This is a genomic window from Streptomyces sp. NPDC000345, from assembly GCF_042898825.1.
Classification (GTDB): Bacteria; Actinomycetota; Actinomycetes; order Streptomycetales; family Streptomycetaceae; genus Streptomyces.
This window is the reverse complement of sequence record NZ_JBIAZE010000010.1, coordinates 69,998-93,837: the sequence shown is the minus strand read 5'-3', so window position 1 is coordinate 93,837 and position 23,840 is coordinate 69,998. Positions and strand designations below refer to the sequence as shown.

Sequence of the window (23,840 nt, the reverse complement as noted above, 5' to 3'; positions counted from 1 at the left end):
CTATGAGGGCATAAACTGGCCTTATGGGTGACGCGGACAGGGCGGGTACGGCCGAGGAACAGCCCGGGGCGGGCGGGCCCCTGGCGCATCGCGTCCCCGATCTCGGGGCGCTGGAGCTGCTGCTGGCCGTGGCCCGGCTGGGCAGTCTCGGCGCGGCCGCGCGCGAGCTGGGCATCACCCAGCCGGCCGCGAGCAGCCGGGTCCGGTCCATGGAACGGCAGCTCGGCGTGGCGCTCGTGGACCGTTCGCCGCGCGGATCCCGGCTCACCGACGCCGGGGCGCTGGTGACGGACTGGGCGCGGCGGATCGTGGAGGCGGCCCAGGCCTTCGACGCCGGCGCGCAGGCGTTGCGGGACCGGCGGGACTCGCGGCTGCGGGTGGCGGCGAGCATGACGATCGCGGAGTACCTGCTGCCGGGGTGGCTGGTCGCGCTGCGCGCGGGCCGGCCCGACACGGCGGTGTCGCTGCACGCAGGGAACTCGGCGGCGGTGGCGGAGCGGCTGCTGTCCGGAGAGGCCGATCTGGGGTTCGTGGAGGGGCTGACGGTGCCCACGGGGCTGGACTCCGCGGTCATCGCCCACGACCGGTTGATCGTCGTCGTCGCGCCGGGGCACGCGTGGGCCCGGCGGCGGCGCGCGCTGGCCGCGGCCGAGCTGGCGTCGACGCCGCTGATCCTCCGGGAGAGGGGCTCCGGCACCCGGCAGGTCCTGGACACGGCCCTGGGCGGCCTGGCCAGGCCCCTGATCGAACTGTCCTCCACGACGGCCGTGAAGGCGGCGGCGGTCGGCGGAGCCGGGCCGGCGGTGCTGAGCGAACTGGCGGTGGGGGAGGAGCTGGCGCTGCGCCGGCTGGTCGGCATACCGGTGGAGGGCGTGTCCCTCGCACGCGACCTCCGCGCGGTCTGGCCGACGGGACACCGACCGACCGGCCCGGCAAGAGAACTGCTCTCCCTCACCCGAGGGTGAGCGCCACAGCCCACCCGCCGCCCGAGGCCCGAGGACGAGACGGGTCGAGGACCGACGGCGGGGATCCGGGCGCCCCGGGTGCGGGGCGGGCGGAGGTGGCGGGGCGCACCGCCCTCGGGCGCGGGACGGCAGGGGAGCGCCCCCGGGGACCGGACGCACAAGGGTGGCGGCGACTCCCCCCGGTGGGCGGACGGGCAGGGGTGGCCGGGGGCGCACCACCCCCGGGTGCGAGGCGGGCATGGGCGGCGGGGGCGCCGCCGGGGACGGGACGCGCAAGGGTGGTGGGCGCACCCCTGGGTGCGGGCCGGCAGGGAGCGGCGGGGCGCATGCCCGGGGGCGGGACGCGCAGGGTGGTGGGGGCGCACCCCCGGGGGGCGGACGGGCAGGGGTGGCCGGGGGCGCACCACCCCCGGGTGCGAGGCGGGATGGGCGGCGGGGGCGCCGTCGGGGACGGGACGCGCAAGGGTGGTGGGCGCACCCCTGGGTGCGGGCCGGCAGGGAGCGGCGGGGCGCATGCCCGGGGCGGGACGCGCAGGGTGGTGGGCGCACCCCCGGGGGCGGACGGGCAGGGGTGGCGGGGCCACCGCTCCCGCGTGCGGGATGGCAGGGGTGTGCCGTCGGGGACGGGAGGCGCGAGGGTGGCGGGGGCGAAAACCGTTGGCCCGACGGCGTGTACGGCGGCCACCATGCTGCATGACCACCCCCGCGCCGCCCGCCGAGGGCACCCGTACCCCCTGGGAAGCCCTGCCCACCCCCGTCCGCACAGCCGTCGCCGACCTCCTCGGCGCGCCGGTCACCCATGCCGCCACCCAGCCCGGCGGCTTCTCCCCGGGCGTCGCCGCCAGGCTCCGCACCGCCGCGGGCCACCGCGCCTTCGTCAAGGCGGTCAGCGCGGACACCAACCCGCACAGTCCCGACCTGCACCGTGCGGAGGCCCGCAACGCCGCCGCCCTCCCACCCGGCGTCCCCGCACCCCGCCTCCTCGGCACCTACGACGACGGCACCTGGGTCGCCCTCCTCTTCGAGGAGGTCCCCGGCCGCCAGCCCCACGTCCCCTGGCGCCCACCGGAGCTGCGGCGGGTCCTCGGCGCGGTCGCCGAGCTGAGCCGCGCCCTCACCCCGGCACCCGTCCCGGCCCCGCCCGCGGCCGAGTCGCTCGGGGAGTCCTTCGCCGGCTGGGAGCGCCTGCTGGCGCCGGATGCGCTGCCCCTGCGCTCCCGCCTGGACCCCTGGGCCCTCGCCCGGCTGCCGGCCCTCGCCGACCTCGCCGCGGGCTGGGCGGACGCCACCGCCGGCGACACCCTCGCCCACGGCGATCTGCGCGCCGACAACATGCTGCTCACCGCCGACGACCGGGTCGTCTTCGTCGACTGGCCGCACGCCGTGCGCGCCGCCCCCTGGTTCGACCTGCTGGTCATGCTGCCCTGTGTGCGGGCCCAGGGCGGACCGGACCCGGAGGAGCTGTTCACCGCGCACCCCTGCGGCCGCGACGCGGACCCGCACCGCGTGACCGTCGCCCTGGCCGCGCTGGCGGGCTACTTCGCCGAGAGCTCCCTGCGCCCGTCGCCGCCCGGTCTGCCCACCCTGCGCGCCTTCCAGCGCGCCCAGGGGGAGGCGGCGCTCGCCTGGCTCAGGAAGCGGTGGGAGCGGCCGTAGCGGCCAGGGCGGCCTCGACCAGGGCCCGCATCACCCGTACGTCCTCGCCCATCTCCGGATGCCACTGCACGCCCAGCACCCAGCCACGGGGGGAGGGCAGCTCCACGGCCTCCACCGTCCCGTCCGCCGCGTACGCGCTCGGGACCAGGCCCCTGCCGAGGCGGTCGACGGCCTGGTGGTGGTACGTGGGGACGGAACTCTCCTCCGGGACGGCGGCGGCGTACCGCGTGCCCGGGACCGGCTTGACCGGATGGCGGCCGAAGACACCGACCACCTCCGCGTGCCCGTCGAGATGCTGGGTCAGGGTCCCGCCGAGGGCCACGTTCAGCAGTTGCATGCCCCGGCAGATGCCCAGCAGCGGGACGTCCGCCGCCAACGCGGCGTCGATGAGGGCCAGTTCCCACGCGTCCCGCTCCCGCGCCGGCGGACCGGTGCGGGGGTCGGGCTCGGCGCCGTAGCGGACCGGCTCGACGTCCGGGCCGCCGGCCACGACCAGCCCGTCGAGACGGGCGACCGTGGCCGCCGCGTGTTCCGGCGCGTCCGGCGGGAGCATCGCGGCCAGGCCGCCCGCCCGCTGCACCAGTCGCGGATAGCCGGCCGGCAGCAGCGCCGCCTCCAGCTCCCACACGCCCCAGCGCGCCCCGGCCTCCAGATACGTACTGACGCCGATCAGCGGCCGCCCGCCGTCCGTCATATGGCCTCCCGCCCCCGCAATGGACCGTCTCCAGACCAATAGCATGTCATGCGAGGAAGCCCCTGAGCAGGGCCGCCGTGCCCGCACAGTGCTCGCGCATCATCTCCCGCGCCCCGTCCGCGTCCCCGTCCAGCACCGCCTCGACCAGCGCGGTGTGCTGGCGCTGCGAGTGCTCCAGGTTGCGCACCAGCAGCGGGATGCAGTCGAGCAGGTCGTTCACCGTCGCCCGTACGGCGGCGTACTGCGCCGTCAGCGAGGGCGAGCCGCACAGCTCGGCCAGGGTGAGGTGGAGCAGGGTGTCCCGGCGGCGGTAGTCGGCCAGCGGGGCGTCCGCGGTCCGGGCGAGCGCGTCGCGCAGCCGCTGCGCCCGCTCGCCGGTCAGCCCGTGCGCCGCGCACAGCCCCGCCGCGCCGACCTCGAGCACCTCGCGGAACCGCAGGACGTCCTCGATGTCGACCTCGGCGATCCGGCGCCGCAGCTCGTCCTCGCCGCCGGCGTCCGCGCGCGGCAGGACAAACGTTCCGCCGTAGCGGCCCCGCCGGGACTCCACCAGACCCTGGTCCTGGAGCACCTTCAGCACCTCGCGCAGGGTCACGCGGCTGATCCCGAGCCGCTCCGCCAGGTCCCGCTCGGCCGGCAGCCGCTCGCCCCCCGGCACCAGACCCAGCCGTACGACCTGCAGGATCTGCTCCAGCGCCTCCTCGAAGCCGTTCCCCGCCCGCACCGGCCGCAGCACCGGCGTCAACCGGTCGTCCAGTCCGCCGTCAGCGTCCACCGACATCTGGCCGTGCCCCCTTCCCAAGCAATGGTTCTCGGCAATACCTTATGGCTCCCGGCTGCCCGAATCAGCCGGGGAAGCCCCAAGGAGGCCCTCCCGTGGCAGACCGCACACCCCCGCTCGGCGTCGAGGAACTGCACACCCTCGTCGCGGGCGGTGAGATCGACACTGTCGTCCTGGCCTTCCCCGACATGCAAGGGCGTCTGCAGGGAAAACGCTTCGCCGCCCGGTTCTTCCTCGACGAGGTCCTCCAGCACGGCACCGAGGGCTGCAACTACCTCCTCGCCGTCGACACCGAGATGAACACCGTCGACGGATACGCCATGTCCTCCTGGGACCGGGGCTACGGCGACTTCGCCATGCACCCCGACCTGTCCACCCTGCGCCGCGTGCCCTGGAACGACGGCACGGCCATGCTGATCGCCGACCTCGCCTGGAACGACGGCTCGCCCGTCGTCGCCGCCCCCCGCCAGATCCTCCGCCGCCAGCTCGAGCGCCTCGCCGAGCACGGCTTCACCGCCCAGGTCGGCACCGAGCTGGAGTTCATCGTCTTCAAGGACAGCTACGAGCAGGCCTGGGACGCGGGCTACCGGGGACTCACGCCCGCCAACCAGTACAACATCGACTACTCGGTCCTCGGCACGGGCCGTATCGAGCCCCTGCTGCGCCGCATCCGCAACGAGATGGCCGGCGCCGGACTCACCGTCGAGTCCGCCAAGGGCGAGTGCAACCCCGGCCAGCACGAGATCGCCTTCCGCTACGACGAAGCCCTGGTCACCTGCGACCAGCACGCGATCTACAAGACCGGCGCCAAGGAGATCGCCGCCCAGGAGGGCGTCTCCCTCACCTTCATGGCCAAGTACAACGAGCGCGAGGGCAACTCCTGTCACATCCACCTCTCGCTGACGGACCCGGACGGCCGGAACGTGTTCGCCGCCGGGAACGGCGGCCTCTCCGACGTCATGCGGCACTTCCTCGCCGGACAGCTCGCCGCCCTGCGCGACTTCTCCCTGCTCTACGCCCCCAACATCAACTCCTACAAGCGGTTCCAGCCGGGCTCCTTCGCCCCGACCGCCGTCGCCTGGGGCCACGACAACCGCACCTGCGCGCTGCGGGTCGTCGGACACGACCGCTCGACCCGCTTCGAGAACCGGCTGCCCGGCGGCGACGTCAACCCCCACCTCGCCGTCGCCGGTCTCGTCGCGGCCGGGCTGTACGGCATCGAACAGAAGCTGGAGCTGCCGGAGGCCTGCCCCGGCAACGCCTACACCGCCGAGTACGCGCACGTCCCCACCACCCTCCGCGAGGCCGCCGAACTCTGGGCGAACAGCCCGATCGCCCTGGCCGCCTTCGGCGAGGAGGTCGTCGCGCACTACCACAACATGGCACGCGTGGAGCTGGCGGCCTTCGACGCCGCGGTGACCGACTGGGAGCTGCGCCGCTCCTTCGAACGTCTGTGACCCGTCCGCCCGTGCCGCACCCGCCCGTGAAAGGCCCTTCCGTGTCCGACCCGTACCCGCACGAGCTGACGGTCCTCAACCCCGCCACCGAGGAGGTCGTCGCCACCGTCCCCGCCGCCGACGCGGCCGACGTGGACCGCGCGGTCGCCCGCGCGAGCGCCGCCCAGACCGTCTGGGCGGCCACCGCCCCCGCCGACCGGGCCCGGCTGCTGCGCCGCTTCGCCGACGTCGTCGACGCCCACCTCGAAGAGCTCGCGCAGCTGGAGGTCCGCGAGGCCGGCCACCTCCTCGGCAACGCCCGCTGGGAAGCCGGAAACGCCCGTGACCTGCTGCTCTACGCGGCCGGTGGCGTCGAAAGGCTCCTCGGCAGGCAGATCCCCGTCCCCGGCGGCTGGGACGTCACCTTCCACGAGCCGCTCGGCACGGTCGGCGTGATCGCCCCCTGGAACTTCCCCATGCCGATCGCCGCCTGGGGCTCCTTCCCGGCCCTCGCGGCGGGCAACGCCGTCGTCCTCAAGCCCGCCGAGACCACCCCGCTCACCGCCCTGGAACTCGCCCGGCTCGCGCTGGAGGCCGGCCTGCCCGAGGGGCTGTTCCAGGTCCTGCCCGGCCACGGCGCCGTCACCGGACGCGCCCTCGTCGACCATCCCGGCGTGGCGAAGATCGTGTTCACCGGTTCCACCCGCACCGGCCGCGAGGTCATGGAGCGCTGCGCCCGGCAGGTCAAACCCGTCACCCTGGAACTCGGCGGCAAGAGCCCGAACCTCGTCTTCGCCGACGCCGACCTCAAGGCCGCCGTCGATCCCTTCTCCTTCCTCGACAACTCCGGCCAGGACTGCTGCGCCCGCACCCGGATCCTCGTCCAGGAGTCCGTGTACGACGAGGTCGCCGACCTGCTCGCGGCCGCCCTGTCCGCCGTCGTGGTCGGCGATCCGGCCGACGAGGCGACGCAGATGGGCCCGCTGATCTCCCGTCAGCAGGTGGACCGGGTGCGGTCGTTCGTGCCGGACGACGCCCGGGCACTGCGCGGGACCGCCCCCCAGGGGCCCGGCTTCTGGTTCCCGCCGACCGTCCTCACCGGTGCCGCGCCCGACTCCGACGCGGCCCGCGAGGAGATCTTCGGCCCCGTCGCCGTCCTGCTGCCCTTCACCGACGAGGCGGACGCCATCCGGCTCGCCAACGACACCCCCTACGGCCTTTCCGGCTCCGTCTGGACCCGGGACGTCGGCCGCGCCCTGCGCGTCTCGCAGTCCGTGCGCGCGGGCAACCTGTCCGTGAACTCCCACTCCAGCGTCCGCTACTGGACCCCGTTCGGCGGCTTCAAGCAGTCCGGCGTGGGCCGTGAACTGGGCCCGGACGCCCTGACCGCCTTCACCGAAACCAAGAACGTCTTCATCAGCACGGAGGGCTCCGCACAGTGACCGAAGACATCGTTTGCCGCCGTCTCGTCGGCCGTACGGCCGTCATCACCGGAGCCGGCAGCGGCATCGGCCTCGCCACCGCGCGCCGGCTCGCCTCCGAGGGCGCGCACGTCGTCTGCGGCGACGTCGACGAGGCCCGCGGCAAGGCGGTCGCCGAGGAGATCGGCGGGACCTTCGTGAAGGTCGACGTCACCGACCCCGAACAGGTCGAGGCGCTGTTCAGGACGGCCTACGACACCTACGGCAGTGTCGACGTCGCCTTCAACAACGCGGGCATCTCCCCGCCCGACGACGACTCCATCCTGGAGACCGGCCTGGAGGCCTGGAAGCGCGTCCAGGAGGTCAACCTGACCTCCGTCTACCTGTGCTGCAAGGCCGCCATCCCGTACATGCGGCGGCAGGGCAGGGGCTCCATCATCAACACGGCGTCGTTCGTGGCGAGGATGGGCGCGGCCACGTCCCAGATCTCGTACACGGCCTCCAAGGGCGGCGTGCTGGCCATGTCCCGTGAACTGGGCGTGCAGTTCGCGCGGGAGGGCATCCGCGTGAACGCCCTCTGCCCGGGGCCGGTCAACACCCCGCTGCTGCAGGAGCTGTTCGCGAAGGACCCGGAGCGGGCGGCCCGCCGTCTGGTGCACATCCCGGTCGGCCGGTTCGCCGAGGCCGAGGAGATCGCCGCCGCCGTCGCCTTCCTGGCCAGCGACGACTCCTCCTTCGTCAACGCCACCGACTTCCTGGTGGACGGCGGGATCGCCGGGGCGTACGTCACTCCGCTGTAGGACTTTGCCGTCCTGCGTCCTAGAGGAACGTGTGGCCCTCGCCGCGATAGGTGGGCACGGTCGCCGTGACCGTGTCCCCCTCGACGAGGTGCAGCACGTCGAACCGCTCGCACAGCTCACCGGCCTTCGCGTGCCGGAACCACACCTTGTCGCCGATCAGCAGGTCGTCGGCGGGGGAGCCGAGGAGCGGGGTCTGCACCTCGCCGGGGCCCTCCTGCGGGTCGTAGCGCAGGCCCTCCGGGAGGTACGGCACCGGCAGCCGGTCGGGCCCCGCCGCACCGGAGGCCGGGTAGCCGCCGCCGAGCACCGTGACGACCCCGACACCGGGCCTGCGCACCACGGGCTGGGCGAACAGTGCGGCCGGACGCCCGCTGAACGACGTGTAGTTGTCGAAGAGACGCGGGACGTAGAGCCCCGACCCGGCGGCGATCTCCGTCACGGCGTCCTCGGCGGCGGTGTGCTGCACACTGCCCGTGCCGCCGCCGTTGACGTACTCCAGATCCGGTGCGACGGCCCGCACCGCGCGGACCACGGCGGCGCGCCGCTCGGCGAGTTCCCGGCGGGCCGCGGCCTGCATCAGCCGGATCGCCCGGGACCTGAAGGGCCGCCCGGCGACCGCGTCACCCACCCCGGCGATGTGCCCCTCGTACGCCATGATCCCCACGAGCCTGAACCCCGGCCGGCGGACCACCGCGCGTGCCACGTCGGCGACCTGGGCGGGGGAGTGCAGGGGGGAGCGCAGCGCACCGACCCGTACCCGGCCGCCGAGCAGCTTCAGCGCGGTGTCCAACTCCAGGCAGACACGGACGACTTCGGTCCCGCCGCCGCGTGCGGCGTCGATCACGTCGAGCTGGGCGACGTCGTCGATCATCACGGTGACGGCGGCGGCGAGCTTGGGGTCGGAGGCGAGCTCGGCGAAGGCGGCGCGGTCCGCGGAGGGGTAGGCGAGCAGGATGTCGTCGAAGCCGGAGCGGGCGAGCCAGAGGGACTCGGCGAGGGTGAAGGACATGATGCCCGCGAAGCCGTCCTTCGCGAGGACGCGTTCCAGCAGGGTCCGGCAGCGCACGGACTTGCTCGCCACGCGGATCGGCTTGCCGCCGGCCCGCCGGACGAGGTCCTCGGCGTTGGCGTCGAACGCTTCCAGGTCGACGATCGCGAGAGGGGCGTCGAGATGCTCGGTGGCCCGGTCGTACCGGGCCCGGTCGGCGGCGCGCGCAGTCATGAACGAAGCCTGCCAGACTGGATTACCGCAGGGTAGGGGGACGTTCCGGGCAGATGCCCCGCAGGTCGCGGACTGGTTCCCGTTCGCCCGGCAACAAGCCGTAGAGTGACGCGCACGCACGGAGGACGGCTCCGGCCGGAGATCCGCGCCGGGATGCCGGCCCGTCCGCGCGGGTATGCGTGCCTGGACGGATCACCGCGTCCGCACCGGGCCGCCGGGGCACACGCACGACGGCCCGAGTACGAGAACGACGGCCCGGGCACGAGGAAACGGGGGGTGCATGAGCACGGAAGCACGCCGCGCCCAGATCCCTCCACGCCCGAACGTCCCGCCCCAGCCCACCACCCCCCCGCCCCCGCCCCAGCCCCCGTCCGCCCCCGCGGAGCCGGGCACGCAGGCCTCCTCGGAGCCGGGTACGCCGGACTCTCTCGGCAGGGGTACGTCCGAGTCCTCCGAGCCGGGCATACCGGGCTCTTCCGGGGCGCGCACCGACGGGGCCGTCACGGAGGGCACGTCCACCCCGGCGGGCAGGGACACCCCGGCGGGCAGGGACACCCCGGCGGGCAGGGACACCCCGCCCTGGGTCCGGCCGTACGCACCGGTGCCCGGGACGCGCGCCTCCGACGCCGCCCCTCCCCGGCGGACCTCGTCCTCCCCCCACCCCACGGACCCCATGAACCCGCCCCCGCCGCCCGCGTCGGCACGCTTCCCGGACACCCCGCCCCAGGCGGGCCGCCCGACCGCACACGACGAGGCGCCCTCGCGGGAATCCGCCCGCCCCCCGGCCCCCGGCGCCCCCCGACCGGCAGGCTCCCCCGGCACCGCCCCGGCCACGCCCCGTTCCGGAGAGGTGCCCGCGCCCCGGGGCAACGCCCCGGCCACGCCCCGTTCCGGAGAGGTGCCCGCGCCCCGGGGCAACGGCCTGGCGGCGCCCCGTTCCGGAGAGGTGCCCGCGCCCCGGGGCGACGGCCCGGCGGCGCCCCGTAGCGATGACGTGTCCGCGCCCCGCACCAACGGCCCGGCGGCGCCCCGTCCTGACGACGTGCCCCTGTCTCGCACCGAGGGCTCGGCCGCGCCCCGCACCGATGGCCCGGCCGTGTTCCGTCCTGACGGCGTGCCCGCGTCCCGCGCTGATGGCCCGGCCGCGTCCCGCGCCGCGGGCCCGACCGGCCCGCACCCGTCCCGCGCCGCGGGCCCGACCGGCCCGCACCCGTCCGGCCCGCACCCGACCGGCTCGACCGCGCCGCACCCGCCCGGCCACCGTCCCGGCCGCCCGGATCAACCCGGCGACGGAACGCCGACCACCCGGCGCCCCTCGGCCCCGGCCCCCTCCGCCAGCTCCGCGGGCTCGGCGGTGTTCCGCCCCTTCGCCCCGGCTCCCTCCGGTTCCACCGGCCCGGCGGTCTCCCGTCCCTCCGGCCCGCCGGCGCCTGCTTCCGCGCCCCCGGCGGCGCCTCAACCCTCGGACCCGCCGCCTGCCTCCCCGAGGCAGGCGCAGTCTCGGCCCTCCGGCCCGGACAGGCCTGGGTCCTCCGGCTCGGCGGCGTCCCGTTCGGCAGGCCCGGCGGCGCCTCGGCCGTCCGGCCCGACCACAGCCGGTCCTTCCGGTCCGGGGGCGTCTCCTTCCGCGGAGCCGGATGCGGCTCGGCCTTACGGTCCCGTGGCACCTCGTTCGTCCGAGGCAGAGGCATCCCGGCTTGCCGGCCCGGCGGCGTCCCCTTCCTCCGGGCCGGCGGCGCCTCGGTCCTCCGGCTCGGGTACACGTGGTCCTTCCGGTCCGGGGGCGTCTCCTTCCGCTGGGCCTGGGGCGGCTCGGCCGTTCGGTCTTGCGGCGCCTCGTTCGTCCGGTCCGGCGGTGCCGCGTTCCGCGGGTTCCGCGGCAGGTCCGGCCGCTGAGCCGGGCTCCGGTCCCCGTGGCTCGCGCCGGGACGGTTCCGGCGGCTCGCGCCCCGGTACGCCGGGGGCGCCGCGTCCCGGAGAGGCGGCGGCCGCACAGGCCCGGGACTCCGGCGGTGCGCGTTCCGCTGCCGAGGGTGCTCACGACAGCGCCTGGAGCCCGCTGCCCCGCGGTTGGGTGCCTGCCCCGAACCGGGCTGTCCGGGCGGACGCGGGTCAGGGCTCCGCGCCGCGGGGCGCCGCCTCCGTACCGCGTCCCGGTACGCCGCCGCCCGCCGCGGACGTGGAGCCGGCCTGGACTCCCGCCTCGCCCGTCCGGCATCCCGACTTCGACGTGCCGTCGGCGAGCCAGGACACATCCGCCCGGCCCGCTCCCCCCATGCCCCCGTCACGTCCCGGAGCCCCCTCCGGCGCCCGCCCTCCGCGCCCTGAAGCGGCCCCCGGCGCCTACTCTTCTCGCCCTGGAGCCCCCTCCGGGGCCCGTCCTGCTCGCCCCGAGGCCGCCCCCGGCGACCACCCTCCGCGCCCCGCGGCGGCCCCCGGCGCCTACCCGTCTCGCACGGGAGCGCCCTCCGGCGACCACCCCCCGCGCCCTGCGGCCGTCCCCGGCGCCCACCCTTCTCGCCCTGACGCCGCACCCCGTACCGGCCCGCACCGTTCCGGATTCGGCCCGGGGGTGATTCCGCCACGTCCTGATGGGGCGCCCGATGCCGGCGCCGGCGGGGTCTCGCCCGACCCGGCACTGTCCTGGAGCGCTCCCATGGTCCCGGGCGGCGCTCCCGGTGCCACCCGCCCGGTCGTCACGTTCGCGCAGCCGGAAGGCTTCGGGGGCGCGCCCCGAGGGGTCGGCCGGCGGACTCGTACCGTCATGGCCGCCGCCTGTGTCGTGCTCGGACTGGGACTCATCGGCGGTGCCGTCACCGGGAGTTGGCTCATCGGGGACGCGGAGGGCGGCGTCGGGCGGGACACGTACGCCGTCGCCGGCGGCCTCTGGCACAACGTTCCCGTGGACGAGCTGTTCCCGCCCACCGTCGAGGGACAGGGCGCGGGTCCGGGCGGCGCCGACCGGACCTGGACGCGGATCGCCGTAGCCCCGGACAGCGGCTGCGCCGACGCCTTCGACCCGCTGCTGCGCCAGGCCCTCACCCCCGTCGGCTGCCGGCGGCTCCTGCGCGCCACGTACACCGACGCCACCCAGAGCTACGTCACCACCGTCGGCCTGCTGTTCACCACCGCCGACGCGACCGCGATGCGCTCCCTCGGCACCCGGTTCGAGAGGGAGGGGCTGACCAGGCGGACCGACCTGATGCCCCGGGCGTACGCCGCCAAGGGCACCGTCGCCGCCGGCTTCGGCGACAAGCAGCGTGCCTCGTGGACGATCTCCGTCCTCACCGACGCGCCCGTCGTCGTGTACGCCGTCTCCGGCTGGGCCGACGGCCGTACCGTCGACAGCCCGGAGCCCGCCCGGCAGGCCACCGCCACCGGCGCCACCACGGCCCCCGCCCAGGCCGGCGTCGGCAACGAGGCCCAGGGCCTCGCCGACCGCATCGAGCGGAGCCTGCGCAAGACCGCCGTCACGCCGCCCTCGGAGCAGCCCTCATGAGCCGTCGCAGCCGTCGTAGGACCACCCGCGGGGCCGGGCTCCTGTGCTGCCTCCTCGCCGGTTCCGTCGCCCTGCTGCCCGCCGCCCCCGCGTACGCCGACAGCATCCGCGCCCAGCAGTGGGCCCTCGACGCCCTGCACACCCAGGAGGTCTGGCAGACCACCAAGGGCAAGGGCGTCACCGTCGCCGTCCTGGACACCGGGGTCGAGGCCGACCACCCCGACCTCGACGGGAACGTGCTCGAGGGCAAGGACATGGTCGGCTTCGGGGCGAAGGAGGGCGACCGGGCCTGGGCCCGGCACGGCACCGCCATGGCCGGCATCATCGCGGGCCACGGGCACGGCTACGACGACGGCGACGGCGTGATGGGCATCGCCCCGGAAGCCAGGATCCTCCCCGTCCGGGTGATCCTGGAGGACGGCGACCCGCAGCGCACCAAGGCCCGCAACACCCGCGGCAACGCCCTCGCCGAGGGCATCCGCTGGGCCGCCGACCAGGGCGCCGACGTCATCAACCTCTCCCTCGGCGACGACTCCGCCTCCGCCCACCCCGAACCCGCCGAGGACGAGGCCGTCCAGTACGCGCTGAAGAAGGGCGCCGTCGTGGTCGCCTCGGCCGGCAACGGCGGCGACAAGGGCGACCACATCTCCTACCCGGCCGCCTACCCGGGCGTCATCGCCGCCACCGCCGTCGACCGCTACGGCACCCGGGCGTCGTTCTCCACCCGCCGCTGGTACGCCACGGTCAGCGCGCCCGGCGTCGACGTCGTCATCGCCGACCCCGACCACAAGTACTACCAGGGGTGGGGGACCAGCGCGGCGTCGGCGTTCGTCTCGGGAGCGGTGGCGCTCGTCAAGGCCGCCCACCCCGGGCTCACCCCGGCGCAGATCAAGAAGCTCCTGGAGGACACCGCCCGCAACGCCCCCTCCGGCGGCCGCGACGACTCCCGTGGCTTCGGCTTCATCGACCCCGCCGCCGCGATCAGGGCCGCCGCCGGTCTCAAGCCGGAGGGACTGAAGTCCGCCTCCTACGGCGATCGGTACTTCGGCTCGGGCCCCGACGCCGCCCGCTCCGACGACGACACCTCCAGCTGGGCCGCCCCGGTCGCGGGCGGCGCCGGAGTGGTGCTCCTGATCGGCGCCGTCGTCCTGTGGCGCGGCCGCCGCGAGCCGGACGAGTTCGAGACCTACTGACGCCCGGCTATTCGGTGGCCGAAGCCGAAGCCGAAGCCGACGCGGACGTGCTGTCGTCCGCGAACGCCGCCACCGCCGCCCGCGCCGCCGCCTCCACCAGCGAGATGCCCTTCGCCTGCGTCGCGTTGCCGTTCGACAGCACCGCCACCAGGTACGCGCGCCCGCCGGCGGTCACCCGCCCGATGCTGTTGACGTCCCACAGACCGGTGGTGCTCCGCGCCAGCCAGCCGTTCTTCAGGGCCCACGACGAGCCGTCGGCAGCCGCCGAGACACCCCAGTGCTGACCGGCGGCGATCTGCCCCATCAGCCCCTGGATGTAGGACCGGGAGGCCTCGCTCAGCTCGGAGTCCTCCCCGAAGACCTGCCGCAGCAGCGTGAGCTGGTCGGCGGCCGTGGTCTGGGTCAGCCCCCACAGCATGTCGTCGCCGCCCTCGGTGCCGGTGAGCCCGAACCGCTCGTTCGCCGCGTCCAGCCCCTGCGCCTTCCCGATGGACCGCCACAGCGCCGACGCCGAGGCGTTGTCGCTGTTCTCGATCATCGCGGTGGCGTACGTCTTCTCGGTGGCCGTGAGACGCCGGTCCGCGTCCTGCGCCTGGAGCAGCAGCGTCGCCAGGATGTCCACCTTCACGATGCTCGCCGTGTCGAACGCGGCGTCGCCGTACGTGGCACCGTCCCCGGAGTCCAGGTCGAGCACGGCCACCGACACGGAGGCGTCGCCCGGCACGGTCACCGACGTCATCGCCTCGGCCAGCAGCGCGTCGTGGTCCACCTCCGGTGCCGCGACCGATTCCACCGACACTCCTCCGTCCACCGACTCCGACGCCGACGCCGACGGCGCCGGAGAGGACGACGATACGGCTCCCGTACCGGAGTGCGCCTGGGCCTTCACATAGACGGTTCCGCCCGCGGTGGCGCCGAGGACGGCCACGGCGGCGAGCGCGGTGTAGAGGAGCGGACGGCGCCGGGACGGGCGAGCGCGGCGGCTGCGACGGGCTCTGCGAGACTCCATGCCCGTGATCGTGGCGGCGGCGACTGTGCGGGCCGTTAGACGGACGTAAGAGGTACGTCAGCGGAGACTGAGAATCCTGTGAAAGTCGTCACCGTCACGTTTCCGCCCCCGCACAAGCCCAGCAGCATCCCCCCGATAAGGTCGGTGACCGTGGCGAACAAGAACATTCCCGACCCCGGCTACTCCGACGACGACGGCTCCGCCGATCCCCGGCTCGCCGCGGCGCTCGCCGCCTGGGCCGAGGACCGCAGCGCCGTGGGACCCGTCCTGGAGGCGCTCAAGGGCACCCGGCTGCTCGTGCCCGTGGTGGCCGTCCTCGGTGAGGTCGAGGAGGACGAGAACGGACTGCGCCGCGAGAAGACCAGCGACATGGCCGTCCCCACCCTGAAGGCGGGCACCCGCACCGCCCTGCCCGCCTTCACGTCCACCGACTCGCTGGCCCGCTGGGACCCCGCGGCCCGCCCCGTCGCCGTACCGCTGCACCAGGCGCTGCAGGCCGCCGCGCACGAGAAGGCGGACACCGTCGTGCTCGACATGGCGGGGCCGGTGGCGTTCGAACTGACGGGACCGGCGCTGCTGGCGCTCGCCGAGGGCCGTACGACGGCCGATCCGCTCGCCGACCCGGCGGTGCGCGACGCGGTGCGCGACGCGGTGGCCGCCGAGTCGGCCGTGGTCAGCGCCCACCTCGGGCCGGGGCAGGCGGACGGCACCCTCGCGCTCGTCCTGGACCCGGCCGCCGCTCCCGCCGAGGCCGCCCGGGCCGTCGCCGCGCGCCTGGCCGCCGACGACACACTGAGGGCCCGCCTGGTGCGCGGCCTCGACCTGGCACTGCTGCCGGCCGGGACGACGCCTCCGGGCGAGCCCCTGTACGTGCGGCCCTAGCCCTCGGCCGTGGCCGTGAGCCACAGCCGTCGGCCGTGGGACCGGCTTAGCCGTAGACGGGTCCGGTGTACTTCTCGCCCGGGCCCTGACCCGGCTCGTCCGGGACGATCGACGCCTCGCGGAACGCCAGCTGCAGCGACTTCAGGCCGTCGCGCAGCGGGGCCGCGTGGAAGGAGCTGATCTCGGTCGCGCTCGCGTCCAGCAGCCCGGCGAGGGCGGTGACCAGCTTGCGGGCCTCGTCCAGGTCCTTGTACTTGTCGCCCTCCTCGGTCAGCCCGAGCTTCACGGCCGCCGCGCTCATCAGGTTGACGGCGACCGTCACGATCACCTCGACGGCCGGGACCTCGGCGATGTCGCGGGTCATCTCGTCGAAGTCGGGGGAACCGGGGCCGTCTGCGGAGCCGGCGGGGGAGGTCTCACTCATGCAGGACACGATAGGGCCCGTCGCCCGCCCCCTTGACAGCAGGAGGCATGAGACACCGGATTAGCGCACGCGTGCGCGGCCTGGTAATCTCGTGTAACGACCGGTCGGACACGCGTGCCCCTCAGCAAGCGGGCCCGGCCCACAAGTGGAGACTCCGAGCTCCCACCCGACTGCCCTCTGGGGCGGCGGGTCACCCCGGTCAGGCGGCCACCATCGTTCCGTACGGACGATGGAGTCGCCCGGTAGTGCGCCCCGCGTTCCCCGCGAAGGTGCTCCGGTAGTGCTTGGAGCCCCGCGTGTGATCGTTCGGGGCATTTTTTGTGCTTCGGCGTGGTTACAGGCCTAACGAACACAGACGTTACGCGGCCGTCCGCCAGACCGCCGCGTGGTGCTACCGAGGAGGATCCATCAGCGCCGAGCCCCGCATCAACGACCGGATTCGCGTTCCCGAGGTGCGACTTGTCGGTCCCAGTGGCGAGCAGGTGGGCATCGTCCCCCTGGCCAAGGCACTGGAGCTTGCGCAGGAGTACGACCTGGACCTGGTCGAGGTCGCGGCGAACGCCCGCCCGCCGGTCTGCAAGCTCATGGACTACGGGAAGTTCAAGTACGAGTCGGCCATGAAGGCCCGTGAGGCGCGCAAGAACCAGGCGCACACGGTCATCAAGGAGATGAAGCTCCGGCCGAAGATCGACCCGCACGACTACGACACCAAGAAGGGTCACGTCGTCCGGTTCCTCAAGCAGGGCGACAAGGTCAAGATCACGATCATGTTCCGTGGTCGCGAGCAGTCCCGGCCCGAGCTGGGCTACCGACTGCTGCAGCGCCTCGCGGAGGACGTCCAGGAGCTCGGGTTCGTCGAGTCGAACCCCAAGCAGGACGGCCGCAACATGATCATGGTTCTCGGTCCGCACAAGAAGAAGACCGAGGCGATGGCCGAGGCCCGTCAGGCGCAGGAGGCCCGCAAGGCCGAGGCGAAGGCCAACCCCGGCCGTTCGCAGAACGCCGCGGACGCCGACGCCGTGAACGCCGAGGTAGACGCCGAGGCCCCGGCCGAGGCTTCCGCCGAGGCGTGATCCGAGGGACGCGAGTCCCCTGGATGCAACCCAAACAGCAGCGACGCTCCACCGTGCCCGGTTTCACGACCGGGCACCGGAGCGCCACCGACGAGGAGAGAACGGCGCTATGCCGAAGAACAAGTCGCACAGCGGTGCCAGCAAGCGCTTCAAGGTCACCGGCTCCGGCAAGGTGCTCCGTGAGCGCGCCGGCAAGCGCCACCTGCTCGAGCACAAGTCGTCCCGAGTGACGCGTCGCCTCACCGGCAACGCCGAGATGGCCCCGGGCGACGCCGCGAAGATCAAGAAGCTTCTCGGCAAGTGAGGCCGGGCGCTCAGCGCCTGACCCTCCCAAGACACCGGGACCCAATCGATTCCGGGCCGTGTGACGACACCCACGGCCCCGCTACAAGGAGTTAACAAGTGGCACGCGTCAAGCGGGCAGTCAACGCCCACAAGAAGCGCCGGGCGATCCTCGAGCAGGCCTCCGGCTACCGCGGTCAGCGTTCGCGCCTGTACCGCAAGGCCAAGGAGCAGGTCACCCACTCGCTGGTCTACAACTACAACGACCGCAAGAAGCGCAAGGGCGACTTCCGTCAGCTGTGGATCCAGCGCATCAACGCCGCTGCCCGCGCCAACGGCATCACCTACAACCGCTTCATCCAGGGTCTGAAGGCCGCGAACGTCGAGGTCGACCGCAAGATCCTGGCCGAGCTCGCCGTGAACGACGCGGGCGCGTTCGCCGCGCTCGTCGAGGTCGCGCAGAAGGCGCTGCCGTCGGACGTCAACGCGCCGAAGGCCGCGTGACGCTGCGCCGGCCTTGAGCCGACGTGACCGAGGACCCGCAGGCTTATGGCTTGCGGGTCCTTTGCTGCTGACCCCATGGGCCGTCGTGTGGGTGCGGGCCGCCCCGGCGGTACCGGAACCACTGAGCTTCCGAAGGTGACCAGAAGATGCCCTCCGCCAGTCCCGACCTCGTCTCCCCCCGTTCCCCCCGGGTCTCCGCCGCCCGGCGGCTCGCCCGGCGGAACTTCCGGGGGAAGGAGCGGCTGTTCCTCGCGGAGGGGCCGCAGGCCGTGCGGGAGGCGGCGGCGTACGGCAAGGAGACGCTGGTCGAGCTGTTCGCCACCGTCGAGGCCGCGGAGCGGTACGCGGACATCATCGGGGAGGCCAGGACCAGCGGCGCCCGGATCCATCTCGCCGACGAGCAGGTCATCGCGGACATCTCGACGACCGTCACCCCGCAGGGCCTGGTCGGGATCTGCCGGTTCGTCGACACGCCCTTCGAGGAGATCCTCGCCGCACGGCCGAAGCTGGTCGCCGTCCTGGCGCACGTGCGCGACCCCGGGAACGCCGGCACCGTGCTGCGCTGCGCCGACGCCGCCGGAGCCGAAGCGGTCGTGCTCACCGACGCCTCCGTCGACCTCTACAACCCCAAGGCGGTCCGCGCCTCCGTCGGTTCGCTGTTCCACCTGCCGGTCGCCGTCGGCGTCCCCGTCGAGCAGGCCGTGGCCGGACTCAAGGGCGCCGGGGTGCGGATCCTCGCCGCCGACGGCGCGGGGGAGGACGACCTGGACGACGAGCTCGACCACGGGACCATGGGCGGGCCCACCGCCTGGGTGTTCGGCAACGAGGCCTGGGGGCTGCCGGAGGAGACCCGCGCCCTCGCCGACGCCGTCGTGCGCGTCCCGATCCACGGGAAGGCCGAGAGCCTGAACCTGGCGACCGCCGCGGCCGTATGTCTCTACGCGTCGGCCCGTGCACAGCGCGCCTCCGGAGGGTGCCGCTCCGTCACCGAGAGCTAGTAGGGTGACCAGCTCGGGGGCCTCTTCCAGAGGGACGGGAGTTGAGGTACGGGGATGAGTGTCGGCACGAGCAGCGCACCGGGAGCGGCCCGCCCTGCCGGTGACCTCGCCGAACTCGGCATCGACCCCGACGACCTGCCCGACGGGCTCGTCGTCGCCGACGAGCACGGCCAGGTCATCTGCTTCAACGCGGCCGCCGCCCGCATCACCGCCGTCCCCGCCGCCGAGGCGCTCGGCCAGAGGCTGGAAAAGGCCCTTCCCTTAGAGGACCTCGAGGGCCGCCGCTGGTGGCAGCTCACCGACCCCTACGGCGGCCTCGCCATCCGCGTCGCCCAGCCCGAGCGCAACCTGCTGCTGCCCGGCGGCCGGGAGGTGCTCGTGTCCGTGCGGTACGTCCGCACCCGCCCCACCGGACCCGTCCGCCGCGTCGTCGTCTCCCTCCGTGACACCGAGGCCCGCCGCCGCACCGAACGCAGCCACGCCGAGCTGATCGCCACCGTCGCCCACGAGCTGCGCTCGCCGCTCACCTCGGTCAAGGGCTTCACCGCCACCCTGCTCGCCAAGTGGGCCCGCTTCACCGACGACCAGAAGCGGCTGATGCTGGAGACCGTCGACGCCGACGCCGACCGCGTCACCCGGCTCATCGCCGAGCTCCTGGACATATCGCGGATCGACTCCGGACGGCTGGAGGTGCGCCGGCAGCCGGTCGACATGGGCGCCGCCGTCGGACGCCACATCCAGGCCTACGTCGCCGCCGGGCAGCCCGCCGACCGGTTCCTGCTCCGCATCGAGCAGCCGCTGCCCGCCCTGTGGGCCGACCCCGACAAGATCGACCAGGTGCTCAGCAACCTGATCGAAAATGCGGTGCGCCACGGCGAGGGAACCGTCACGATTGACGTCACGCCCGCCGCGTCCCCCCGGGAAGGGGAGGACACCGGCACGTCGGTCACCGTGAGCGACGAGGGTGCCGGCATCCCGGAGGAGTCCATGAACCGCGTCTTCACCCGCTTCTGGCGGGGCAGCAAGCGCGGCGGCACCGGCCTCGGGCTGTACATCGTCAAGGGCATCGTCGAGGCCCACGGCGGCACCATCACGGTCGGCCGCGCCCCCGGCGGCGGCGCGGAGTTCCGATTTACGTTGCCCGTGGCGGCCCCGGCCTATCTCGCCTGAGAGCGTGAGATCCGCCGGAGCGGCCCGCGGGCGCGTTCGTACACCCACACCCCGTTAGACTCGGCCTTTGGCACCTTTGTGTCCCAAAAACCGTGACGATCTGTCCACGAGTCGGTGACGGGGACGTCAGCCAGCCAATCGGAAGCACGGGAAGAGATGTCGGCACCCAATAAGTCGTACGACCCTGTCGAGGTCGAGGCGTTGAAACCGGATGAGATCGAGCGCATGCGGGACGAGGCGCTCGCCGCCTTCGCCGCCGCGGACTCCCTCGACGCGCTCCAGGAGGCCAAGGTCGCCCACACCGGCGGCACGTCCCCGCTGGCGCTCGCCAACCGCGAGATCGGCGCCCTGCCCCCGCACGCGAAGGCCGAGGCCGGCAAGCGCGTCGGCCAGGCCCGCGGAGCCGTGAACAAGGCGCTCGCGGCCCGCCAGACGGAGCTGGAGGCCGAGCGGGACGCCCGGGTGCTGGTCGAGGAGGCGGTGGACGTCACGCTGCCGTACGACCGCGTCCCGGCCGGCGCCCGCCACCCGCTCACCACGCTCTCGGAGCGCATCGAGGACGTCTTCGTGGCCATGGGCTACGAGGTCGCCGAGGGCCCCCAGGTCGAGGCCGAGTGGTTCAACTTCGACGCCCTCAACATCGGCCCGGACCACCCGGCCCGCGGCGAGGCCGACACCTTCTTCGTGCAGGGCCCCGAGGGCGGCACCGAGTCCGGTGTCGTGCTGCGCACCCACACCTCGCCCGTGCAGATCCGCTCCCTGCTCGACCGCGAGCTGCCGGTCTACGTGATCTGCCCCGGTGTCGTCTACCGCACCGACGAGCTGGACGCCACGCACACCCCGGTCTTCCGCCAGGTCGAGCTGCTGGCGGTCGACGAGGGCCTCACCATGGCCGACCTCAAGGGCACGATGGACCACATGGTCCAGGCCCTGTTCGGCGAGGGCATGAAGACCCGGCTGCGGCCGAACTTCTTCCCCTTCACCGAGCCGTCCGCCGAGATGGACATGGTGTGCTACGTCTGCCGTGGCGAGTCCGTCGGCAACCCCGACCGTCCCTGCCGCACCTGCTCCAGCGAGGGCTGGATCGAGCTGGGCGGCTGCGGCATGGTCAACCCCAAGGTGCTGACCGCCTGCGGCGTCGACCCGGAGAAGTACAGCGGGTTCGCCTTCGGGTTCGGCATCGAGCGGATGCTGATGTTCCGCCACAACGTCGAAGACATGCGAGACATGGTCGAGGGTGACGTCCGGTTCACTCGGCCCTTCGGGATGGAGATCTGATGCGGGTCCCGCTTTCCTGGCTGCGGGAGTACGTCGACCTGCCGGCGACCGAAACCGGCCGTGACGTCCAGGCCAAGCTCGTGTCGGCCGGCCTCGAGGTCGAGACCGTCGAGCACCTCGGAGCCGACCTCAAGGGCCCCCTCGTCGTGGGTCAGGTGCTGACCATCGAGGAGCTGGAGGGCTTCAAGAAGCCGATCCGCTTCTGCACCGTCGACGTCGGCACCGCCAACGGCACCGGCGAGCCGCAGGAGATCGTCTGCGGCGCCCGCAACTTCGCCGTCGGCGACAAGGTCGTCGTCGTGCTCCCGGGCGCCGTCCTCCCCGGCGGTTTCGCGATCGCCGCGCGCAAGACGTACGGCAAGACCTCCCACGGCATGATCTGCTCCAGCGACGAGCTGGGCATGGGCGACGACGGCACCAAGGGCATCATCGTGCTGCCGCCGGAGACCGAGGTCGGCAAGGACGCCATCGAGCTCCTGGAGCTGGTCGACGAGGTCCTGGACATCGCCGTCACCGCCAACCGCGGCGACTGCCTGTCCATCCGCGGCGTCGCCCGCGAGGCCGCCATCGCCTACGGTCTGCCGCTGCGCGACCCCGCCCTGATCGACGTACCGGCGCCGAACGCCTTCGGCTACCCCGTGCAGGTCTCCGACCCGTTCGGCTGCGACCGCTTCACCGCCCGCACCGTCACCGGTCTGAGCCCCGAGGCGCGCTCCCCGATCTGGCTGAAGCGCCGGCTGCAGAAGGTCGGCATGCGCCCGATCTCGCTCGCCGTCGACATCACCAACTACGTGATGATGGAGCTCGGCCAGCCGCTGCACGCCTACGACCGCGGGCTGGTCCAGGGCACCATCGGCGTCCGCCGGGCCGGCGAGGGCGAGCAGATCGTCACCCTCGACGGTGTCACCCGGAAGCTGCACGCCGAGGACCTCGTCATCACCGACGACCGCGGCCCGATCGGCCTCGCCGGAGTCATGGGCGGCGCCGACACCGAGATCGCCGACCACGACGACGTGGACAACTCCACGGTGGACGTCGTCATCGAGGCCGCCCACTTCGACGCGGTGTCGATCGCGCGGACGGCGCGCCGGCACAAGCTGTCCTCCGAGGCCTCCCGCCGCTTCGAGCGCGGCGTCGACCCGGCCGCCGCCGCGGCCGCCGCCCAGCGCACGGTCGACCTGCTGGTGCTCCTCGCGGGCGGTACCGCCGACGCGGGCGTCACGGAGATCACCGCCCCGTCCGCCCCGCACACCGTCACCGTCCCGGCCGACCACCCCGACAAGGTCGCGGGTGTCGTCTACGGCCGGGAGACCGTGGTGCGCCGCCTCCAGGAGATCGGCTGCGACGTGTACGGGCAGGACGAGCTGATCGTCACCGTCCCGTCCTGGCGGCCCGACCTCACCGAGATCAACGACCTGGCGGAGGAGGTCATCCGCCTGGAGGGCTACGAGAACCTGCCCTCCACGCTGCCCAAGCCCCCCTCGGGCCGCGGTCTCACCCACCGCCAGCGTCTCCACCGCCGCGTCGGCCGCGCCCTGGCCGGGGCCGGCTACGTCGAGGCGCCGAACTACCCGTTCGTCAGCGAGCAGGTCTTCGACCAGCTCGGCCTGGACGCCGACGACCCGGCCCGCCGTGTCGTCAAGCTCACCAACCCGCTCAACGACGAGGAGCCCGCGCTCCGTACGTCGCTGCTGCCGGGCCTGCTGGGCGCGCTGCGGCGCAACGACGGGCGGGGCTCGCACGACCTCGCGCTGTTCGAGACGGGGCTGGTCTTCCACCCCCGCGAGGAGCAGGGCGTCGCCGGCCACCTCCCGGTCGACCGCCGTCCGACCGACGAGGAGCTCGCGGCGCTCGACGCCGTGCTCCCCGAGCAGCCGCGCCATGTCGCCGCCGTCCTCGCGGGCGCCCGCGAGCAGGCCGGCTGGTGGGGCAGGGGCCGCCCGGCCGACTGGGCCGACGCGGTCGAGGCGGCTCGGGCCGTGGCCCGTGAGGCCGGTGCGGAGCTGGTCGTCCGCCAGGGCCAGTACGGCCCGTGGCACCCGGGCCGGTGCGCCGAGCTCGTGGTCGTCGTGGACGGTGCCGAGCGGGTCGTCGGCCATGCCGGCGAGCTGCACCCGCGGGTGGTGAAGGCGCTCGGTCTGCCGGCCCGCACCTCCGCGATGGAGCTGAACCTCGACGTGCTGGAGGCGGTCGGCGACGACACCCCGCAGGCGCCGGGCATCTCCACGTTCCCCGTCGCCACCCAGGACGTCGCCCTCGTCGTCGACAAGTTCGTCCCGCACGCCGAGGTCGAGGCCGCGCTGCGTGAGGGGGCCGGGGACCTGCTGGAGGGCATCCGGCTGTTCGACGTGTACGTCAACGACGACCAGCTCGGCGACGGGAAGAAGTCGCTGGCGTACGCCCTGCGCTTCCGCGCCGGGGACCGGACGCTGACCGTCGACGAGGCGTCGGCGGCCCGGGACGCCGCGGTCGCCCTCGCGGGCGAGCGGACGGGAGCGGTCCTGCGGGGCTGACGAAACACTCCGGCGGCGACCGCCGCACCGGCATCGGACC

General features: G+C 74.0%; 20 protein-coding genes. 15 read left to right on the top strand and 5 right to left on the bottom strand.

The window, feature by feature from the left end; genetic code table 11:
- The first annotated feature begins 23 nt into the window (after nt 1-23).
- Both ACFY30_RS24335 and ACFY30_RS24330 read left to right on the top strand, forming a co-directional pair.
- Complete coding sequence (locus tag ACFY30_RS24335; protein ID WP_390847244.1) at nt 24-965, top strand: LysR substrate-binding domain-containing protein; 942 nt, start codon at nt 24-26, stop codon at nt 963-965.
- A 693-nt stretch (nt 966-1,658) separates the two neighbouring features.
- On the top strand, nt 1,659-2,621 hold the full coding sequence (locus tag ACFY30_RS24330) for an aminoglycoside phosphotransferase family protein (protein ID WP_390847243.1): 963 nt from the start codon (nt 1,659-1,661) through the stop codon (nt 2,619-2,621).
- Here ACFY30_RS24330 and ACFY30_RS24325 read toward each other — a convergent pair.
- Both ACFY30_RS24325 and ACFY30_RS24320 read right to left on the bottom strand, forming a co-directional pair.
- Nucleotides 2,596-3,315, bottom strand: a complete 720-nt coding sequence (locus tag ACFY30_RS24325) for a gamma-glutamyl-gamma-aminobutyrate hydrolase family protein (protein WP_390847242.1) — start codon at nt 3,313-3,315, stop codon at nt 2,596-2,598. The genes ACFY30_RS24330 and ACFY30_RS24325 overlap by 26 nt on opposite strands.
- Nucleotides 3,316-3,361: 46 nt before the next feature.
- Nucleotides 3,362-4,096: a FadR/GntR family transcriptional regulator gene (locus tag ACFY30_RS24320; RefSeq protein ID WP_390847241.1), complete on the bottom strand. Its 735-nt coding sequence runs from the start codon at nt 4,094-4,096 to the stop codon at nt 3,362-3,364.
- 95 nt (nt 4,097-4,191) lie between these two features.
- On the opposite strand from ACFY30_RS24320, the gene ACFY30_RS24315 reads away from it, so the two are divergent.
- Genes ACFY30_RS24315 through ACFY30_RS24305 form a run of 3 tightly spaced genes read left to right on the top strand, consistent with a single transcriptional unit; the run spans nt 4,192 to nt 7,753 of the window.
- On the top strand, nt 4,192-5,553 hold the full coding sequence (locus ACFY30_RS24315; RefSeq protein ID WP_390847240.1) for a glutamine synthetase family protein: 1,362 nt from the start codon (nt 4,192-4,194) through the stop codon (nt 5,551-5,553).
- Nucleotides 5,554-5,594: 41 nt separating this feature from the next.
- Nucleotides 5,595-6,974: an aldehyde dehydrogenase family protein gene (locus ACFY30_RS24310; protein ID WP_390847239.1), complete on the top strand. Its 1,380-nt coding sequence runs from the start codon at nt 5,595-5,597 to the stop codon at nt 6,972-6,974.
- Nucleotides 6,971-7,753 carry a 3-oxoacyl-ACP reductase gene (locus ACFY30_RS24305; RefSeq protein WP_390847238.1) on the top strand — a complete coding sequence of 261 codons (783 nt, stop codon included), beginning with the start codon at nt 6,971-6,973 and terminating at the stop codon, nt 7,751-7,753. The genes ACFY30_RS24310 and ACFY30_RS24305 overlap by 4 nt, the downstream gene beginning before the upstream one ends.
- A gap of 19 nt (nt 7,754-7,772) precedes the next feature.
- Here the strand turns inward: ACFY30_RS24305 and ACFY30_RS24300 are convergent, their stop codons facing one another.
- Nucleotides 7,773-8,975: an amino acid deaminase/aldolase gene (locus tag ACFY30_RS24300; protein ID WP_390847237.1), complete on the bottom strand. Its 1,203-nt coding sequence runs from the start codon at nt 8,973-8,975 to the stop codon at nt 7,773-7,775.
- Nucleotides 8,976-11,739: 2,764 nt separating this feature from the next.
- Between ACFY30_RS24300 and ACFY30_RS24295 the strand changes: the two genes are divergently transcribed.
- Nucleotides 11,740-12,474: a hypothetical protein gene (locus ACFY30_RS24295; RefSeq protein ID WP_390847236.1), complete on the top strand. Its 735-nt coding sequence runs from the start codon at nt 11,740-11,742 to the stop codon at nt 12,472-12,474.
- Nucleotides 12,471-13,667, top strand: coding sequence for a type VII secretion-associated serine protease mycosin (mycP, locus tag ACFY30_RS24290; protein WP_390847235.1), 1,197 nt, complete (start codon nt 12,471-12,473; stop codon nt 13,665-13,667). The genes ACFY30_RS24295 and mycP overlap by 4 nt, the downstream gene beginning before the upstream one ends.
- A gap of 7 nt (nt 13,668-13,674) precedes the next feature.
- Here the strand turns inward: mycP and ACFY30_RS24285 are convergent, their stop codons facing one another.
- Complete coding sequence (locus ACFY30_RS24285) at nt 13,675-14,676, bottom strand: serine hydrolase (protein ID WP_390847234.1); 1,002 nt, start codon at nt 14,674-14,676, stop codon at nt 13,675-13,677.
- Between the two features lie 150 nt (nt 14,677-14,826).
- Between ACFY30_RS24285 and ACFY30_RS24280 the strand changes: the two genes are divergently transcribed.
- Nucleotides 14,827-15,558, top strand: a complete 732-nt coding sequence (locus tag ACFY30_RS24280; protein ID WP_390847233.1) for an SseB family protein — start codon at nt 14,827-14,829, stop codon at nt 15,556-15,558.
- Nucleotides 15,559-15,604: 46 nt separating this feature from the next.
- On the opposite strand, the gene ACFY30_RS24275 is transcribed toward ACFY30_RS24280, so the two are convergent.
- Nucleotides 15,605-15,982: a DUF1844 domain-containing protein gene (locus ACFY30_RS24275; RefSeq protein WP_390660820.1), complete on the bottom strand. Its 378-nt coding sequence runs from the start codon at nt 15,980-15,982 to the stop codon at nt 15,605-15,607.
- A 407-nt stretch (nt 15,983-16,389) separates the two neighbouring features.
- Between ACFY30_RS24275 and infC the strand changes: the two genes are divergently transcribed.
- The 7 genes from infC (at nt 16,390) to pheT (ending at nt 23,800) form a co-directional block, all read left to right on the top strand.
- Nucleotides 16,390-17,055, top strand: a complete 666-nt coding sequence (gene infC, locus ACFY30_RS24270; RefSeq protein WP_390660939.1) for a translation initiation factor IF-3 — start codon at nt 16,390-16,392, stop codon at nt 17,053-17,055.
- Nucleotides 17,056-17,164: 109 nt separating this feature from the next.
- Nucleotides 17,165-17,359 carry a 50S ribosomal protein L35 gene (gene rpmI, locus ACFY30_RS24265; protein ID WP_004933563.1) on the top strand — a complete coding sequence of 65 codons (195 nt, stop codon included), beginning with the start codon at nt 17,165-17,167 and terminating at the stop codon, nt 17,357-17,359.
- 98 nt (nt 17,360-17,457) lie between these two features.
- Entirely contained in the window at nt 17,458-17,841 is a 384-nt protein-coding gene (gene rplT, locus ACFY30_RS24260) for a 50S ribosomal protein L20 (protein WP_004002577.1), read from the top strand.
- A 146-nt stretch (nt 17,842-17,987) separates the two neighbouring features.
- Nucleotides 17,988-18,839: a TrmH family RNA methyltransferase gene (locus ACFY30_RS24255; RefSeq protein WP_390847232.1), complete on the top strand. Its 852-nt coding sequence runs from the start codon at nt 17,988-17,990 to the stop codon at nt 18,837-18,839.
- A 54-nt stretch (nt 18,840-18,893) separates the two neighbouring features.
- Nucleotides 18,894-20,009, top strand: coding sequence for an ATP-binding protein (locus tag ACFY30_RS24250; protein WP_390847231.1), 1,116 nt, complete (start codon nt 18,894-18,896; stop codon nt 20,007-20,009).
- Nucleotides 20,010-20,165: 156 nt separating this feature from the next.
- Complete coding sequence (gene pheS / locus ACFY30_RS24245) at nt 20,166-21,287, top strand: phenylalanine--tRNA ligase subunit alpha (protein WP_390660823.1); 1,122 nt, start codon at nt 20,166-20,168, stop codon at nt 21,285-21,287.
- Nucleotides 21,287-23,800 (top strand): phenylalanine--tRNA ligase subunit beta, encoded by a 2,514-nt coding sequence (gene pheT / locus ACFY30_RS24240; RefSeq protein WP_390847230.1) that lies wholly within the window; start codon nt 21,287-21,289, stop codon nt 23,798-23,800. The genes pheS and pheT overlap by 1 nt, the downstream gene beginning before the upstream one ends.
- Nucleotides 23,801-23,840 lie beyond the last annotated feature (40 nt).